This window comes from Hydrogenobacter thermophilus TK-6 (assembly GCF_000010785.1).
Classification (GTDB): Bacteria; Aquificota; Aquificia; order Aquificales; family Aquificaceae; genus Hydrogenobacter; species Hydrogenobacter thermophilus.
Genome location: NC_013799.1, coordinates 303028 through 318884, shown reverse-complemented (window position 1 = coordinate 318884; position 15857 = coordinate 303028). Strand labels below are relative to the sequence as shown.

The window sequence follows — 15857 nt, the reverse complement described above, 5'->3', positions numbered from 1 at the left end:
ATAGATGTGTGAAGGTAAGGATAGGTATAGTAGGTTGCGGTGTTGTAGGGACTGGAACGGTAAAACTCCTCTTGGAGAATGCACACATTATAAAGAAGAAGACGGGCATAGACATACTGCTTACCAAGGTGGCGGACAAGGACTGGGAAAGACCAAGAGAGATAGAGGTGCCTTTAAACCTTAGGACCTATGACTATATGGATGTTATCAATGAAAGCGATATTGTGGTGGAGCTTGTCGGAGGCAAAACCTTTGCCAAAAGCCTGATACTTGAAGCTTTGGAGAGGGGAAAGCATGTGGTTACTGCCAACAAGCGCCTTCTTGCGGAAGATGGTTTTGAGATATTCAAGAAGGCAAAGGAAAAGGGATTATACATAGGATTTGAAGCATCTGTGGGAGGTGGCATTCCCATAGTGAAAGCACTAAGAGAAGGTCTTGTTGCCAACAGGATAAATACCATATACGGTATCCTTAACGGTACCACCAATTATATACTCACCAGAATGCTTGAGGACCATATGGATTTTTCTCATGCTCTTGAACTTGCTCAAAAGCTGGGATACGCAGAAGCTGACCCCTCCCTTGATATAGACGGATGGGATTCCGCTCACAAAATATGCATACTTTCCATGATAGCCTTTGGAAGATATGTCCCTTTTGAAGATGTTTATGTGGAAGGTATAAGGGATCTTGACCTGCTTGATGTGGAACTGGGCAAGGAACTTGGATATACCCTAAAACTCCTTGCCATATCCAAGAGAACTGATGGAGAGATAGAGGTAAGAGTTCATCCTACCTTCATAAGGTCAGAGGATGCCTTGGCTAAAGTTTCAGATGTTTACAATGCAATAATGATAGAAGGTGATTTTGTAGGAAAGACCATGTTTTACGGCAAAGGTGCCGGGTCTTACCCCACCGCTTCCTCCGTGGTATCTGATATAGTAGACATAGCCAAAAAGGTACTTTTCTGTAGCAAAGATCATGACGAGTTCCAGTGGGAGAATCAACCCATAGGGATAGGCAAAAACTTTTACAGTAGGTATTATATAAGGTTTGATGTGCCTGATAAACCGGGTGTTTTGGCAGGTGTTTCAAGAGTTTTGGCGGACTATAACATAAGCATAGCAAGTGTCCTGCAGAAGGAAAAAGTTTGTAAGTTGGCGAGGAGAGAAGGAGAAGCTACAGTTCCCCTCGTAATCCTCACACACAAAGCTTACGAGAAGAACATGCAAAGGGCAATAGAGGACATAAAGAAACTCCCTATTATAGTTGGACAGCCAGTCATCATCCGTGTAGAAGAGGAAGCATATTAAGCTTTAGGCACTCTGTAGAAGAGACTTATAGCCCTGGCACCTATGAGAAATATGATCCCAAAGGACCAGAAGAACACATCCTGACCTGCCATCTTGCCTTCAAAGAGATGTAGCATGAACTCTCTTATAACAAAGGCTATAAGCACCTCCAAAAGTATGTCTACTCTTACTCTTTCATGTTCAAAAAAATCTATGAAAGCCCTTATAAGTTCAAGCACCACCACCAGCGAAAGCACATTCGTAACGAGCTCTTTAAATCCAAGCCTTACAGTTGCTTCCGATAGGGTAAGACCAATTTCTGAAACTGTCCTGAAAATGCCTATAAAGAGGCTTACTGTAAGCACAATTATGGTTATGTTAAAGGCAAGCTTCAAAAAGTTTTTGTATATCTTTGATATAAACTCTTGCATTATATCTTTTTAAGCTCTTGAGGAAGTTCTCTGGGAGGCGATCCCGTATACTCCACATCCCTCTCTTCATCTAATCTCTTAGAGAAAGGTTTCTCTGTGGTGAGCTCTTCATAAACATGTGCTACAAGTCCGGGAACTCTTCCTATGATAAAAAAGCCCTTGCCGAGCCTCCAGTCAAAGCCCATCTCGGAAGCTATCGCAGCTATAGCACCGTCCACATTCAGCACCAGCTTTTTACCTTTTTGCCTGCCTATCTCTTCGGCCACATCCTCTGCAAACTTACAGTGCTCTCCGTAAAACTCCAGAACTCTGGCTATGTCCATAAGCCTTTTTGTTCGTGGGTCAAAGTCCTTGTAGTACCTGTGTCCGTAGCCAGGTATAGGCTTTTTGGTCTCTAAATACTCTTTTACTATATCTTCAACGCTTCTTTTGCTTGACACTCCCTCTTGGATAAACCTCATGGCATCTTCAAGAGCTCCCCCGTGAGCGGACCCAAAAGCTAACACACCAGCCGCAACCCCCACATTCAAAGAGTTACCACCTGATGCCACAGACCTTGCCGCAATAGCAGAAGGTGGTGCTATACCGTGGTCAATAACAGACACCAGCATAGCTTCCATCATCCTACTCTCCCTTTCTGTTGGGAGTTCGCCTTTGAGTATCAGATAGATAGCCTGTGCAAAGGAGAGATTACCTACAAGATCAAGAAGCCGATAGCCTCTGATGTATGTCTCGTGTCCAATATGCTGGGTTATGCCTGTCTTCCAAATTCTCTCCATCAAGCGCCTCCTTTAATGACCTCCTCGTTTATCTTTATTTTAGCACTTCTTATAAGATGCTCTATGAGGTAATTTACCGTGGCATCAGACTTCATATTTAGAATATCCTGCGTAAGTTTTTTAATCTCTTCTTCATCCGCAGGTTTTTTCTTTCTGTCGGTTATTACAAAAACTCCGTAGCCCTGAGATAACTCATAAGGACCAAACACTTTCTGTTTTGAGAGTATAAAGCTCACCACCTGACCTTCCTTTACCTTAGCTATGCTCATAATCTGGTCTACAGGCGTGTCCTCAAAAGTCAGATACTTTACGCTTACATCCTTTCCCTCGGTAAGCCTTTTGTATATCTCCTGAGCTTTATCTCTAAGGAGGGAAGCCTTTCTCTTATCTATCAAAGCCGACCTTATCTGTTCCTTTACCTCTTCAAAGCTCCTTATTCCAGCTGGCTCAACTCTGTATAAGTAAACAATTAGGTACTCATCACCTTCTTTGGTTACAAGGATACCATCCTTTTGATCAAGCTTTGAGACCTCAGAGCTTACTCCCTTGGGTAAACGGTTGGCATCGTCAGGAAGCAGATATTCGGTATATCCCTGAACCTGCTTGCCCTCTTTTATAGCCCTGTAAATTTCTTCTACCTTAGCCTTGTCTTTTTCCGCCCAAACTCTTACGAGCTTCTTCTCCGGCCTTCTAAAAAGCTCCTTATTTTTCTCGTAAAAGCTCATCATCTCTTCTTGAGTGGGAGTGTAAGAAACCTCAACATCTGAAGGTGTGATGATGTAGAGTTTTCCTGATAGCAATGTGGATTGAACCGCCAAATTTATGTTTTTTTCTGCCTCTGAAAGGTAGACGCTGTTGGATACAAGTGCTAAAAGTTTCTGCACAGTTAGCATCCTTCTTATGTAATCTTCGTACTCACCCGGCTCAAGTCCTAGCCTTGCCAGCATCTCCTTATACTTAGAAGCGCTAAAGACTCCACCTTCTTGAAAGGTGGGGTCGCTCTTTATAACGCTTACAACTTCCTCATCAGAGGCATAAAAGCCCAGAGATCTAGCTTTTTGATAGAGGAGCTCTTGAGTTATGAGATTTTCAATGACCTGTTTTTTTATAACCTCCTCTAAGTCTCTGCTCTGTATGTTGGAAAACCTCAAAAGCTCTCTTCTGTAATCTCTCAAGGTTATGCAACTGCCGTTTACCTCTGCCACACACTTTTTGCCCACAGAGGTGATGTCTCTTACGCTACCTGTAAAAAAAAGCCAAAGGAAGAAGGCTCCTGACGCTACGGTGACTATAAAGACGAGTAAGGTTTTGTGCTTTTGGATCAGGGTGTACATGGCAAAAATTTTAACACAGGTTATATTATTTAACCTTAAAACACAGGAGGTACAAAAATGTTTACAAAGGAAATGCTTGATAACCTGAGGACAAAGTTGCTTGAAGAAAAAGCTAAGATACTTGAAAGGTACCGCAAAAAAGAAGACACTCAGGCGAGAATAGGAGAAGAGGTAAAAGAGCCCGGTGACCTTGAAGACCTCAGTCAAATGACTTACACACAGGAGCTTTTGGATACGCTATCTGCAAGGGAGGTCTTTATACTTAGGGAAATAGATTACGCTCTTCAAAAGATGCAAGCCGGTTCTTACGGTATATGCGAGTACTGCGGTGAAGAGATACCTTACGAGAGGCTGCAGGCTATACCTTGGACCAGATATCATGCCCACTGTGCGGAGAAGGTGGAGGAAGAAGGTATTGTGCCTACCTATCCTACTCCCACCTTTGAAGGCACCATACCCGAGGAGATGGAAATTCAGAGAGAAGACATAACGGAGGCATGAGCGAGTTTGAGTTTTACCTGCCCGTAGAGGTAGTTTTTGGTGCGGGTTGTGTTAGCAAGGTGGGTCAGATAGCCAGGCGCTTTGGCTTTAAGGCTCTTATAATCACAGGAAAGAAAAGCACCAAAGAAAACGGAGCTCTTGACCGGGTGCTGGACTCCTTACGGAAAGCGGGTGTAGGGGAAGTGCTTGTTTTTGATGGTATAGAAACCAACCCCACCGATAAGCTGGTGAATGAAGCAAGCCAGATGGCAGTGAGAGAAAAGGTGGACTTTATAATTGGTCTGGGTGGGGGTAGTGCTCTGGACACTGCAAAGGCTGTTTCCATAGTTTCCTCCAACGAGGGTTATGCGTGGGACTATGTCAACTACCCAGAGGGTCCCAGGCTCATACCCTTTCTAAACAGACCTGTCATATGCATACCCACCACAGCAGGCACAGGAAGCGAGGTAAACAGGTACTCGGTCATATCAAACCCCATAAGGAGGGAAAAGCTGGTAATATCTCACTCCCTCAATTACCCCAGAGTGGCCATAGTGGACCCAGAGCTGACAGTTAGCATGAACCCAAGGCTTACCGCCATAACCGGAATTGACGCCTTTATGCACGCACTTGAATCTTTTACCAACAGGGCTTACAACCCACTTGCGGATGAGCTTGCCATAAGGTCTGCTAAAATCATAAAGGACTGGCTACCTGTTGCTATAGAAGAACCCCAGAACTTAAAGGCAAGAGAGATGATGAGTTATGCTGCCATGCTGGCAGGCATAGCCATAGATAAAAAAAGGGTAGCTCTCATACATGCCATGGAGCATCCTGTCTCCGCTCACTATCCCCATGTCATTCACGGAGAGGGACTTGCCGCTCTGGCTCCAGCTGTTACCGAGTTTAACCACAGGGGAAACCCGGAAAAGTACGGGCTTTTTGCGGAGGCTCTGGGGTATCCTCGGAAGGCTTTCAAGGCTGTTGATGTGGTCATTGACCTTTTGCAGAAGGTAAATCTGAGGGTGAGTTTAAAATCTCTGGGTGTAAGAAGAGAGAGCATAGAAAAGCTTGCAGAAGATGTATGCCTGCTCTCATGGAACTCCTTCCATCTAAACCCAGTAGAACCTTCACAGGAAGATATTTATCGCCTTTACAATAGAGCTTACGAAGGCTTTTAACATGGATAGTACAGAAGAAAAGAACATCATCTTAGGCACTTATCAGATCCTTTCCCTCCTTGGTAGAGGTACCTTTGGAGAGGTTTATAAAGTTAGAGTGCTAAGGGGCAGATACAGAGGCAAGATGATGGCTCTGAAAGTGGCAAGAAATGCGGAAGTTTTGCCTTACCTTTGGAGAGAAGTTCAGACGCTTCTTTTGTTCAACCACCCTCACATAATATCCTTGCAGAGCTACCTTTACAAAAAAGATAGAGGAGAGCTTTATGTGCTTTACGAGCTTATGGATGTGGGTGACCTTAAGGACTATGTAGTAAGCAACGGCAAACTTTCGGAAGAGAACGCTTTAAAGGTACTTCTGCATGTGGCAAAAGGACTTGAGTTCTTGCACAGCAGGGGATATATACACGGGGATGTAAAGCCTGAAAACATCTTTGGCAAAAGGGTGCTCAGGGATGTGGTCTGGAAGCTCGGAGACTTTGGACTTGTAAGGATAAGAGGTAGCGAAAGCATCATAGATGTAAAGGGCACTGCAGGATACATAGCACCTGAGGTGTTCAGGGGTGAGATACACAGAAGCAGTGATATATTCTCTCTGGGTTGTGTCCTTCACTTTATGCTGACAGGAAGGGACCCTTTTGAGTGTGAAGACAGAAAAGAAAAACTCAAAAGAAACAAGGAAGGCGCATGCACTATAGAAGATGGTCTGTCTGAGCGCATAAAAACTCTTCTCCATATCATGCTGAGCAAGGATCCTACAAAAAGGTTCAGGACAGCAAAGGAACTTATTGAGTACATGATAAGGGAGAGGTTAGCATGAAGGTTCTAACCTATCACAGCATAGGTATGCCTCCCCCTGAGGCAAAACTCAAAACCCTCTATGTCAAGCCAAGCGTCTTCAAAAGGCAGATAAACACTTTAAGGTTCTTAGGCTACAGATTTTTGAGTGTGGACCATCTTCTTAAAGGTAATGCTCCAAGAAAGAGCGTACTTCTCACCTTTGATGATGCTTATTTAGACTTTTGGGAGAACGCGTTTCCTCTTCTGAAAGAGTATAAAATCCCTGCAGTGGTTTTTGTGCCGGCTATGCTGGTGGGTAAGTTTAACCAGTGGGACCACCAGAGGGTAAATGTGAAAAAGCTCATCATGGACTGGCAGCAGTTAAGAGAGCTTACAAAAGCCGGAATAGAGATAGGCTCGCACAGTCTTACTCATCCTTACCTTTCTAAAATACCAAGAGAGAAAGCCAAAAGGGAGATAGAGGACTCAAAGAAGCTTCTTGAGGACAAGCTGGGTGTTCAAATAAGAGCCTTCTGCTACCCTTACGGAGACTATAACCATGAGGTGAGAGACTTAGTGATGCAGGCAGGTTATCTTATGGCATTTACCACAAAAGCCGGCTCCTTTGAGCAGAGCGAGAATCTCTTTGAGATAAGAAGGATAACTGTGTTTGGAAACGACTTTATTCTAAAGCTACTTTTAAAAATTTTGCTATGAAGATACTCTGGCTTAACGGCAATCCAAATCCTAACTTTGGTGGAACGGAGATACACACCTTGCAGATGGTAAAAGAGCTAAAGAAAGAAGGCATAGATGTCCTTTTGGTCTGCGCAAGAGACTCTTATGTGGATAAACACACGGAAGGTGTAGAAAAGTATCATATATCCTTTCCCAACAGTCTGGCACTGATAAGCACCATCAGGCTTACAAGTTTAGCAAAAAGAAGAAAGGTGGACTTTTTAATAGCTAACAACGGAAAGGAGTATCTGAATGTTCTGCTGGCAGGCAGGCTAAGCGGGTGCAGGGTTGTTTTCTTCAGGCACATGGAGAAAATGAAACAGTGGGCAGTGAGAAAGCTTGTCTTCCCACATGTGGACCTTTTCTTAGCAGTGAGCAAACATGTAAAGGAGAATCTTATAAAGGAAGGCGTAAATCAAGACAGGATAAGGGTAATTTACAATGTGGTGGATGAAGGGCGATTTTACTATCAGGAAAAGCAAAAAGACCCAGTAGAGTTGGTTTTTGTTGGTAAGCTGGATGAGGGTAAGGGAATTATGGACTTTTTGCAAGCTTTCTACAGACTTTCCCAAACGGATAAGAGGGTAAGGGCTTGGATAGTTGGAGATGGCAGGTTAAGGCAGAAGGTGAGAGCTTTTATAACAGAAAGGGGTTTGCAGGATAGAGTATTTACTGTGGGCTACACTCCAAAGGTGGAGGATTACTACAGGATGGCTCATATATGCGTTATACCTTCTAAGGAGACGGAGGCTTTCCCAAGGGTTGCGCTGGAAGCCCTTGCCTGCGGTTGTGCTTTGGTGGTCTCAGACATAGGAGGTATAAAGGAGGCTGTGGAAGATGGACAGAATGGCTTTGTGTTTAAGGCGGGAAGCATAGAAGACCTTACGGAAAAAATGGCATTAGCTGTAAGAAGGTGGATAGAGCTTTCCCAGAATGCCCTGAGCCTGTACAGGAGAAAGTTCTCAAGGGATAAAGTAGTCAAGGATTTCATAGAAGCACTGGAGAGCCTCAAACATTGAACCTAAAGTAAACTATATCTCCGTCCTTTATCTGGTAGTCTCTTCCTTCAAGCCTTACAAGCCCCATCTCCTTTGCCTTGCTGATAGAACCCACCTTTATGTAGTCCTCGTAGTTTATAACCTCCGCAGCTATAAAACCTCTCTCAAAGTCTGAGTGAATCTTGCCTGCCGCCTGAGGAGCTTTGGTGCCTCTCTTTATGGTCCACGCCCTTGCCTCCTTCTCTCCAGCCGTAAAGAAGGTTATAAGACCCAGAAGCTTGTAAGCCTCCCTGACAAGTCTGTTAAGACCTGGCTCTTCAAGACCGTAAGCCAAAAGAAGCTCCTTCCTATCTTGTGCAGGAAGGCTCACCAACTCCGCCTCCAGCTTTGCGCATATGGCAACAACCGGAGCTTTCTCATTCCGTGCATAGCCCATAACCTTCTCCAGATGCTCATTTCCCTTTAGCCCCTCCTCATCCACATTAGCCACATACAGAACCGGCTTTATGGTGAGTAAAAAAAGGACTCTCTCAGCATACTCCCGCACATCCTGCGCAAGCTCCCTTCTCCTTACTGGCTCCATCCCTTCCAAAATCTCCCTGAGCATGCTGAGCTTTTCCAACTCTTCTTTGGCTTTCTTATCACCAATCCTTGCCATCTTTTCCACCTTCTCAAGCCTCTTGCTTACCGTCTCCAAGTCCTTGGCTATAAGCTCCAGGTCTATTATCTGGGCATCACGCACAGGGTCAACGCTTCCCTCTATATGCACAATGTCCGGGTCTTCAAAGCATCTTAGAACCATGGCTATGGCATCCACCTCTCTTATGTGAGCAAGGAACTGATTGCCAAGACCTTCCCCCTGGCTGGCATTGCGCACAAGCCCCGCTATATCAACAAACTCTATGAAGGTAGGAGTTATCTTTTTGGACCTTTCCAGCCTTGCAATCTCGTAAAGCCTTCTGTCAGGTACCTCCACCACCCCCACGTTAGGCTCTATGGTGCAGAAAGGGTAGTTGGCTGCCTGCGCCTTTGCAGACTCGGTGATGGCATTAAAGAGGGTAGACTTTCCCACATTGGGAAGCCCCACTATCCCTACGCTCAGACTCATAAACTGTTAAATATAAGCTCCTTCTTCCTGAACATCAACCTTTTATAAGCTCTCCCATCTTGAAGATGGGCAGATAAAGAGCCACCAGTATCATACCCACCACGCCACCTATGAAAACCATAAGAGCGGGTTCTATAAGCTTTATCATGCCCTCCACCGCTCTGTCAAACTCATCCTCGTAAAACCTCGCTATGGTGTCTAGCATCTCATCCAGCCTACCCGTGTCTTCACCCACTCTCACCATAGCTATGACAAGCTTGGGAAATATGCCCGTCTCTTCTAAGGATGCGTGCATAGGCTTTCCTTCTATGACCCTCTTTTTGGCTCTTTCAACGGACTCCTTTATGACTAAGTTGCCAGTTACCTGACCTGCTATATCAAAAGCTCTCTCAAGAGCAACTCCGCTGGCAAAAAGCGTTGCCATAGTCCTTGCAAACTTTGCCATGGAGCTTTTTAGTACAAGCTCCCCCATTTTGGGAACTTTAAGCATAAAAGTGTGAACAGACTTTCTAAAAGCGTAGCTCCTCTGATAGAGAAGCCTGAAAACTGCTGAGAAAAGCAGTATTACGCCTATTATTGTTAGAAGATTATTTCTGAGAGCATTGGATGCGTTAACGAGCATCTGGGTAGGAAGTGGAAGCTCTCCTCCTAAGCTTTCGTACATCTGGGCAAAGGTGGGAACAAGGTAGTAGAGTATGCCTGTGACTATGATGGTGGCTATAACTACCACGAAGATAGGATAAAAGGAGGCACTCTTTATCTTGCTCTTTATCATAGCCATCTTTTCGTAGTATTCCGCAGCTCTTATGAGAGCAACATCAAGATTTCCCGTTTCCTCACCCACTTTGGCAAGATTGACCACCAGCTCAGGGAACACCTTGGGAAACCTGTTCATGGCGGCAGAAAGGTTCATACCCTCGCTTACCATTTTGGCTACCTGTTTGGAAGCATCGGAGAGCATCTTGTTAGGTAGCTGTTCCGCAAGTATGTTTATGGCATCTATTATATTAACGCCTGCATTTATCATGGTACCAAGTTGCCTGCAGAAGATGGATATGTCCCTGTCGCTTACACCACCGAGAAAGGGTAGCTGAATGTTTAATTCTCTTTTTTTCTTCTCCTCTAACTCTTCTACCTCAACTATGGTAAAACCCTTCTGCTGGAGGTCCGCCACCAAAAGCTCATGGCTTGGGTATGTGACCTCCTGCTGTATAAAGCTCCCATCCTCTCCAAAGGCTCTGTATCTAAACCTTGGCATATCTAAATGCTCCTACCTATCATTCTTTCAAGCTCTTTCACATCAGGAGAGTACTTGAAGGCGTCATCAAGAGTTATAAGTCCTGCTCTGTAGTGGCTTGCCAGAGATTGATTCATGGTTTGCATGCCCGTTTCTGCCTGACCACTTTGCATCATAGCATAAACCTGCTGCAATTTGTTCTCCCTTATGAGATTTCTTATGGCTGTGTTGGGAATCATAAGCTCATAAGCCAGCACCCTTCCACCACCTACCTTGGGAAGAAGTCTCTGAGAGATGACCCCCTGAAGGACAAAAGAAAGCTGTATCCTTATCTGCTCCTGCTGTGAGGGTGGGAATACATCTATGATTCTTGTTATGGTTGATATGGCTGTATTGGTGTGAAGTGTCCCAAACACCAAGTGTCCCGTTTCCGCAGCTCTCAGGGCTATCTCTATGGTTTCCAGGTCCCTCATCTCACCCACAAGTATAACATCCGGGTCTTCACGCAAAGCTGCTCTTAAGGCACTTGCGAAACTATCCACATCCTCACCTATCTCTATCTGGTTTACTATGCTCTTCTTGTGCTGAAAAACATACTCAATGGGGTCTTCTATGGTTATTATGTGGTACGGGAAGTTCTCGTTTATGTAATTTATAAGAGATGCCAAGGTGGTGGTTTTTCCAGAGCCTGTAGGACCAGTTACCAGAATTAATCCCATACTCTTGTGGCATAGCTCCAGCACCTTCTCGGTAAGCCCAAGCTCCTTTACGCTCATGATCTTGTAAGGAAGCCTTCTGAAGGCACCCGCTATGGAGTTCCTCTGGAAAAAGACATTGCTCCTGAATCTCCCTATATCTTTGACACCGAAGGAGAAGTCTACCTGTCCCTTTTCCTCCAGCTCCTTTCTGTGCCTTTCTGACATAACCGAGTAAGCAAGCCTCTGTGTTATTTCAGGAGTCAGTACCGGATACTCAGCCAGAGGCGTAATCCTGCCATCAATCCTCACGGATGGTTTTGCTCCTGGTGTTATGTGAAGGTCACTAGCACCAAGCTGTACCGTCTTTACAAGAAGGTCAATCAGCTTAACTTCCTGTGATTGAGCAGTTGGTGTCATCTTTCCCTCCTTTACTAAAATAATATATTGTAAAATGGTGATATGGAGAAAAGGATCTTTACTCCATTAACGGATGAAACCATAGAGAGCCTTAAGGCTGGCGACAGGGTGCTTTTAACCGGATACATATACACTGCAAGGGATGCAGCTCACAAGAGGATGGTGGAAGCTCTAAACAGGGGGGAGGCTCCACCCTTTGATATGAAAGGACAAGTTATATACTATGTAGGTCCAACTCCACCAAAACCCGGACAGGTTATTGGCTCTGCAGGACCCACCACAGCCATAAGGATGGACAAGTATGTGGAACCTCTTTTAAAGCTTGGGCTAAAGGGAATGATAGGCAAAGGCTACAGGAGTCAGCTGGTTAAAGACCTTCTCATAAAGTACAAGGCAGTTTATTTTGCAGCGGTTGGAGGTGTAGCTGTTTTGCTATCCAAGAGCATAAAGTCTTCGGAAGTGATAGCTTACGAGGATCTTGGTACTGAAGCCATAAGAAGGCTTTATGTGGAGGACTTTCCTGTCATAGTGGCTAACGACATATACGGAGGAGATGTGTTTGAAGAGGGCAGGAAAAAGTTTGCCCAGATAGACCCTTAGAGTACCTTAGCTCCCACGTCGTAATCTCCCACTTGAGTTATCATAACCTTGACTACATCACCCGCTTTTAACTCCTTGTCGGACTCTACATATGTGATGCCATCTACCTCTGGAGCTTGTGCATAAATCCTTCCCACAGGAACAAAACCAAACTCCTCGTCAAAACCGTCCACAAGAAGCTCAAAGCTCTTTCCCACCAGCGACAGGTTCTTCTGGTATGTGATGTCTCTTTGTACTCTCAAAAGCTCCTCCTTCCTCTCTTCCTTTTCCCTCTGTGGTATAGGATCTCCTAAGGCGTAGGCATGCGTACCTTCCTCTTGATAATAAGTAAACGCTCCTACCCAATGAAAATGCCCTTCTCTCACAAAGTCCAACAGCTTCTGATAATCCCTTTCTCTTTCCAAAGGATAGCCAACTATAAAGGTAGTTCTCAAAACCGCATTAGCTATATTTTTCCTTACCTTCTCTACAAATTCTCTCACAAAAGCTTCATCATAACCCCTTCTCATGCTTTTTAGCACCTCTGTAGAAACATGCTGAAGTGGTACATCAAAGTAAGGCAAAACTTTCTCAGATTGAGCCATGTAAGAGAGTAAATTCTCATCTATTTCTGTGGGATAAAGGTAAAGAAGCCTTATCCATTTTATACCCTCCACTTTCTCAAGAGCCTTTAGAAGCTCCACCAGGTAAGGTTTAGCATAAAGGTCCTTGCCGTAATAAGTAGTGTCCTGAGAAACTATGCAAAGCTCCTTTATGCCTTGGTCAGCAAGATATTTAGCTTCCTCAACTACCTCTTCTATCGGTCTTGACCTGTGCCTACCCCTTATGAGGGGTATCGCACAGAAGGAGCAAAGCCTGTTGCATCCCTCAGACACCTTAAGGTAGGCATAAGAACTTGGAGTAGTAATTATCCTCTTGCTTTCGTTAGATCTCAAATTGAGAAATTCCACTATACTGTCCCAACTCTCTGTGCCAAAGTAAGCACTAACTTCCGGAATCTCCTTTTTGAGTTCCTCTTTGTATCTTTGGACCAAACAGCCCATAACTATAACCTTCTTACTACCTGCAAACTCCAAGATGGTCTCTATTGCTTCCATCTTGGCAGGTTCTATGAAACCGCACGTGTTTATGACTATAACATCGGCTCTCCTGGGGTCGCTAACTATGGTAGCACCACCAGCCTTTAACTTTCCCAGCAAGACTTCAGTATCCACAAGGTTTTTGGCACATCCAAGACTTATAACTCCCACCTTCATGGCTCTAAATCCAGTTCCATATCCACTCTGAATATGTTGGCGTTGTGAAACTCCTGATACATAGCATCCTTTTTGTAAGGTGAGTCGCTCAGTGCCTGCTTTATCTCATCTATGAATTTACCCTCCTGCTTCATCATCCTTATATTTTCCCTGAGGTAAGTGATGTATCCAAGAGTATAATCTATGGCTTTTTTGTCCATCGGTTCGTTATGCCCTCCTAAGATGAGCTTTATATCCATGCTCTTGATTCTCCTTAGCACCTCCTCCCATCCTTTGGAGCTGGCGTTTCTATCACCCATAAAGGGTATGCGCTTGTAATAGACTAAGTCTCCCGCAAAGAGGACTTTTCTGTCAGGCATGTACACCACTATATCACTGTTGGTGTGAGCAGGTGTCATGGATATAATGTCAAATGTACGAGAGCCTGCTTTGAGCCGCACCTTGTCTTCCACCACTATATCTGGTGGGACTAAAACCACGCTGTCGTAGAGTCCATTGAAGCTTCTGTTGGCTTCTTCAAGTATAGCTTTTGCCTCGCCCGAATCGTATAGCTCTTTTAATTTCTTGTGAGCTACCATCTTGGCTTTTGCATCTTTAAAGGTTTTGGCGCCGTACCAGTGGTCCGGATGGTAATGGGTTATTATGGTATACTTTACGGGTGCTTTCTTTACCTTCAGGAGCTCTTTAAGAAACTTCTCAGAGAGCTCAGGAGTGGAGAGAGTGTCTATAACCACCCAGCCTTCCTCAGTGTAAACCGCAAAAGCGTTGGAAATAAACCCACCGTTCTTCAGAGAGGGAAGCGCATCCTCCCCACGCACCATGTATATGTCCTTATCCACCTTTCTGAGCTTGATTTCATACGAAAATGCCAAAAATACAGCCATAAGCAGCGTAAAAAGCGCTCTCACCACCACTTTACCTCCTTGTCTTTATCCACTCTTCAAATTTAATCCCTTTCTTTATACTTTCCATCATATCCCTTTCAAGGGAAGTAATGTCTTCCGGAATAAGGTCGGGTCTGTAAGTTAAGGTTCTCTCTATGGAGTGCCAGAGCTTCCACAGCTCTATGAGCTTGTGGTTGCCAGACAGGAGTACATCAGGAACTCTCAAGCCTTCGTACTCAGGCGGTCTTGTATAAACAGGATAACCTAACCATCTTCTAAAGGAGTCTGACAGCAGGCTTTCTGGCTCACTAAGCACATCAGGCAAAAGCCTTGCAACACCTTCGAGCAGGGCAAGAGCGAATATCTCACCCCCAGAAAGCACAAAATCACCCAAGGAAAGCTCTTCGTCAGCGAGAACTTTTACGCGCTCATCTATACCTTCATACCTTCCGCATATGACCGCTAAACTCTCCTTTTGACTTAGTCTATCAAGATCTTGTTGGACAAGTCTTTTCCCCCAAGGCTCAGGCAATATGGTGTAAGGTCTCCCATATCTTTCTGTAATACTTTTGTAAGCACGAAAGACAGGCTCAGGCTTTATCACCATACCCGGAAGCCCTCCATAAGCTTCGTCATCAACCCTCCCTTTATCCGCATACTGCCTAAGGTCTATTACTTCAATAGTCAGCGATCCCTTTTTTATGGCCTGCTTTACTATTCCATACTGGGCGTACACATGAATCATCTCTGGAAAAATGGTAAGCACAAAAAACTTCATTTGAGGAAGTTCTCTACAAGCTGCCTTGCTCTCTCCTGACTAAACTTGTAGTATATATCAATGGTAGTTCTTACGTTAGAGTGGCCAGCAAACTCCTTTACCACCTCCGCAGGGAAACCACTATTCACCAGATTGGTTATGTAGGTGTGCCTAAAGCTGTGCAGCGAGAAAGGAATGCATAGCTTGCGGGACAGCCGGTTGGTAAATACCTGAAGGGATCCCCTCTTTACCCTAAAGTTCTCCTCATAAGATTCTATCCAGACAAGTAGCCTGTCTATTACGGCGTAAGTTTCTTCCTTGCTACTCCCCAAAACAGGCACGAGCCTCTCTTTTCTCCTTTTGGTAATGTCTGCGGATAGTCTTATCCAGAGAAGACCGCTCTTATCCTGATAAAAGTCGCTCTTTCTTAGGGAAAGATACTCAGAGAGCCTTATACCGCTGTAAAGAAAAAGCACATATATTTTTTCGTACTTGGCTCCCTTCACTGCGGATAATATCTTATTTATCTCCTCCTCTGTTAGTGCTTTGGGATACCGTTTAGCTATATTCCTCCCTAAATCTTCCCTTACTTCGTCTATAACAGATTCTATGTCTGAGTACTTTTCTTTGTCCACATACCCTCTTCTAAAGGCAAATTTGTAAAAGTGCTTTATGGCAGACAAGTGCGTAAGAATAGAGGAGGTATTTAGCGATGAAGTATCTACATATTCATATATCCTTCTTGGGTCAATGTGGATCAGGTCCTTCTCCCCTATGTGTTTTATAAAAGATTCAAGACTTTTTATGTATGTGATAACAGTTCTTGCGCTTTTTGTCCTCTCCAGGGACCTCTTCCATGTATCTAGAAGATGATCTTTGTCCATAGTTTA

General features: G+C 44.5%; 17 protein-coding genes. 7 read left to right on the top strand and 10 right to left on the bottom strand.

Annotation, left to right across the window (positions count from 1 at the left end; translation table 11 throughout):
* Window positions 1-8 precede the first annotated feature (8 nt).
* On the top strand, window positions 9-1313 hold the full coding sequence (locus HTH_RS01585) for a homoserine dehydrogenase (RefSeq protein WP_012962963.1): 1305 nt from the start codon (window positions 9-11) through the stop codon (window positions 1311-1313).
* Here the strand turns inward: HTH_RS01585 and HTH_RS01580 are convergent.
* Genes HTH_RS01580 through HTH_RS01570 form a run of 3 tightly spaced genes read right to left on the bottom strand, consistent with a single transcriptional unit; the run spans window position 1310 to window position 3836 of the window.
* On the bottom strand, window positions 1310-1723 hold the full coding sequence (locus HTH_RS01580; protein ID WP_012962962.1) for a phosphate-starvation-inducible PsiE family protein: 414 nt from the start codon (window positions 1721-1723) through the stop codon (window positions 1310-1312). The two genes, HTH_RS01585 and HTH_RS01580, sit on opposite strands and share 4 nt — an antisense overlap.
* Window positions 1723-2502: a citryl-CoA lyase gene (locus HTH_RS01575; RefSeq protein ID WP_012962961.1), complete on the bottom strand. Its 780-nt coding sequence runs from the start codon at window positions 2500-2502 to the stop codon at window positions 1723-1725. The genes HTH_RS01580 and HTH_RS01575 overlap by 1 nt, the downstream gene beginning before the upstream one ends.
* Window positions 2502-3836 (bottom strand): peptidylprolyl isomerase, encoded by a 1335-nt coding sequence (locus tag HTH_RS01570; RefSeq protein WP_012962960.1) that lies wholly within the window; start codon window positions 3834-3836, stop codon window positions 2502-2504. The genes HTH_RS01575 and HTH_RS01570 overlap by 1 nt, the downstream gene beginning before the upstream one ends.
* 57 nt (window positions 3837-3893) lie before the next feature.
* On the opposite strand from HTH_RS01570, the gene HTH_RS01565 reads away from it, so the two are divergent.
* From HTH_RS01565 to HTH_RS01545, 5 genes are read left to right on the top strand one after another with little or no spacing between them, the layout of a single operon-like run.
* The gene (locus HTH_RS01565; protein ID WP_012962959.1) at window positions 3894-4337 is read left to right on the top strand and encodes a TraR/DksA family transcriptional regulator; all 444 of its coding nucleotides are present in this window, start codon (window positions 3894-3896) and stop codon (window positions 4335-4337) included.
* Window positions 4334-5497, top strand: a complete 1164-nt coding sequence (locus tag HTH_RS01560) for an iron-containing alcohol dehydrogenase (protein WP_012962958.1) — start codon at window positions 4334-4336, stop codon at window positions 5495-5497. Before HTH_RS01565 ends, HTH_RS01560 begins: the two co-directional genes overlap by 4 nt.
* Window position 5498: 1 nt before the next feature.
* On the top strand, window positions 5499-6314 hold the full coding sequence (locus HTH_RS01555; RefSeq protein ID WP_012962957.1) for a serine/threonine protein kinase: 816 nt from the start codon (window positions 5499-5501) through the stop codon (window positions 6312-6314).
* Window positions 6311-6991 carry a polysaccharide deacetylase family protein gene (locus HTH_RS01550; RefSeq protein WP_012962956.1) on the top strand — a complete coding sequence of 227 codons (681 nt, stop codon included), beginning with the start codon at window positions 6311-6313 and terminating at the stop codon, window positions 6989-6991. The genes HTH_RS01555 and HTH_RS01550 overlap by 4 nt, the downstream gene beginning before the upstream one ends.
* Entirely contained in the window at window positions 6988-8031 is a 1044-nt protein-coding gene (locus tag HTH_RS01545) for a glycosyltransferase family 4 protein (protein ID WP_012962955.1), read from the top strand. The genes HTH_RS01550 and HTH_RS01545 overlap by 4 nt, the downstream gene beginning before the upstream one ends.
* Here HTH_RS01545 and ychF read toward each other — a convergent pair.
* Genes ychF through HTH_RS01530 form a run of 3 tightly spaced genes read right to left on the bottom strand, consistent with a single transcriptional unit; the run spans window position 8021 to window position 11470 of the window.
* Window positions 8021-9118 carry a redox-regulated ATPase YchF gene (gene ychF, locus HTH_RS01540; RefSeq protein ID WP_012962954.1) on the bottom strand — a complete coding sequence of 366 codons (1098 nt, stop codon included), beginning with the start codon at window positions 9116-9118 and terminating at the stop codon, window positions 8021-8023. The two genes, HTH_RS01545 and ychF, sit on opposite strands and share 11 nt — an antisense overlap.
* 34 nt (window positions 9119-9152) lie before the next feature.
* Entirely contained in the window at window positions 9153-10376 is a 1224-nt protein-coding gene (locus HTH_RS01535) for a type II secretion system F family protein (protein WP_012962953.1), read from the bottom strand.
* Between the two features lie 2 nt (window positions 10377-10378).
* On the bottom strand, window positions 10379-11470 hold the full coding sequence (locus HTH_RS01530; RefSeq protein ID WP_012962952.1) for a type IV pilus twitching motility protein PilT: 1092 nt from the start codon (window positions 11468-11470) through the stop codon (window positions 10379-10381).
* A 42-nt stretch (window positions 11471-11512) separates the two neighbouring features.
* Between HTH_RS01530 and HTH_RS01525 the strand changes: the two genes are divergently transcribed.
* Window positions 11513-12070 carry a Fe-S-containing hydro-lyase gene (locus HTH_RS01525; protein WP_012962951.1) on the top strand — a complete coding sequence of 186 codons (558 nt, stop codon included), beginning with the start codon at window positions 11513-11515 and terminating at the stop codon, window positions 12068-12070.
* Here HTH_RS01525 and rimO read toward each other — a convergent pair.
* Genes rimO through HTH_RS01505 form a run of 4 tightly spaced genes read right to left on the bottom strand, consistent with a single transcriptional unit; the run spans window position 12067 to window position 15851 of the window.
* Window positions 12067-13326, bottom strand: a complete 1260-nt coding sequence (gene rimO / locus HTH_RS01520; protein ID WP_012962950.1) for a 30S ribosomal protein S12 methylthiotransferase RimO — start codon at window positions 13324-13326, stop codon at window positions 12067-12069. The genes HTH_RS01525 and rimO overlap by 4 nt on opposite strands.
* Window positions 13323-14237 (bottom strand): MBL fold metallo-hydrolase, encoded by a 915-nt coding sequence (locus HTH_RS01515; protein ID WP_014462546.1) that lies wholly within the window; start codon window positions 14235-14237, stop codon window positions 13323-13325. The genes rimO and HTH_RS01515 overlap by 4 nt, the downstream gene beginning before the upstream one ends.
* Before the next feature lie 4 nt (window positions 14238-14241).
* Window positions 14242-14988, bottom strand: coding sequence for a tRNA (guanosine(37)-N1)-methyltransferase TrmD (trmD, locus tag HTH_RS01510; RefSeq protein ID WP_012962948.1), 747 nt, complete (start codon window positions 14986-14988; stop codon window positions 14242-14244).
* The gene (locus HTH_RS01505; RefSeq protein WP_012962947.1) at window positions 14985-15851 is read right to left on the bottom strand and encodes a tyrosine-type recombinase/integrase; all 867 of its coding nucleotides are present in this window, start codon (window positions 15849-15851) and stop codon (window positions 14985-14987) included. Before HTH_RS01505 ends, trmD begins: the two co-directional genes overlap by 4 nt.
* Between the last annotated feature and the right edge of the window lie 6 nt (window positions 15852-15857).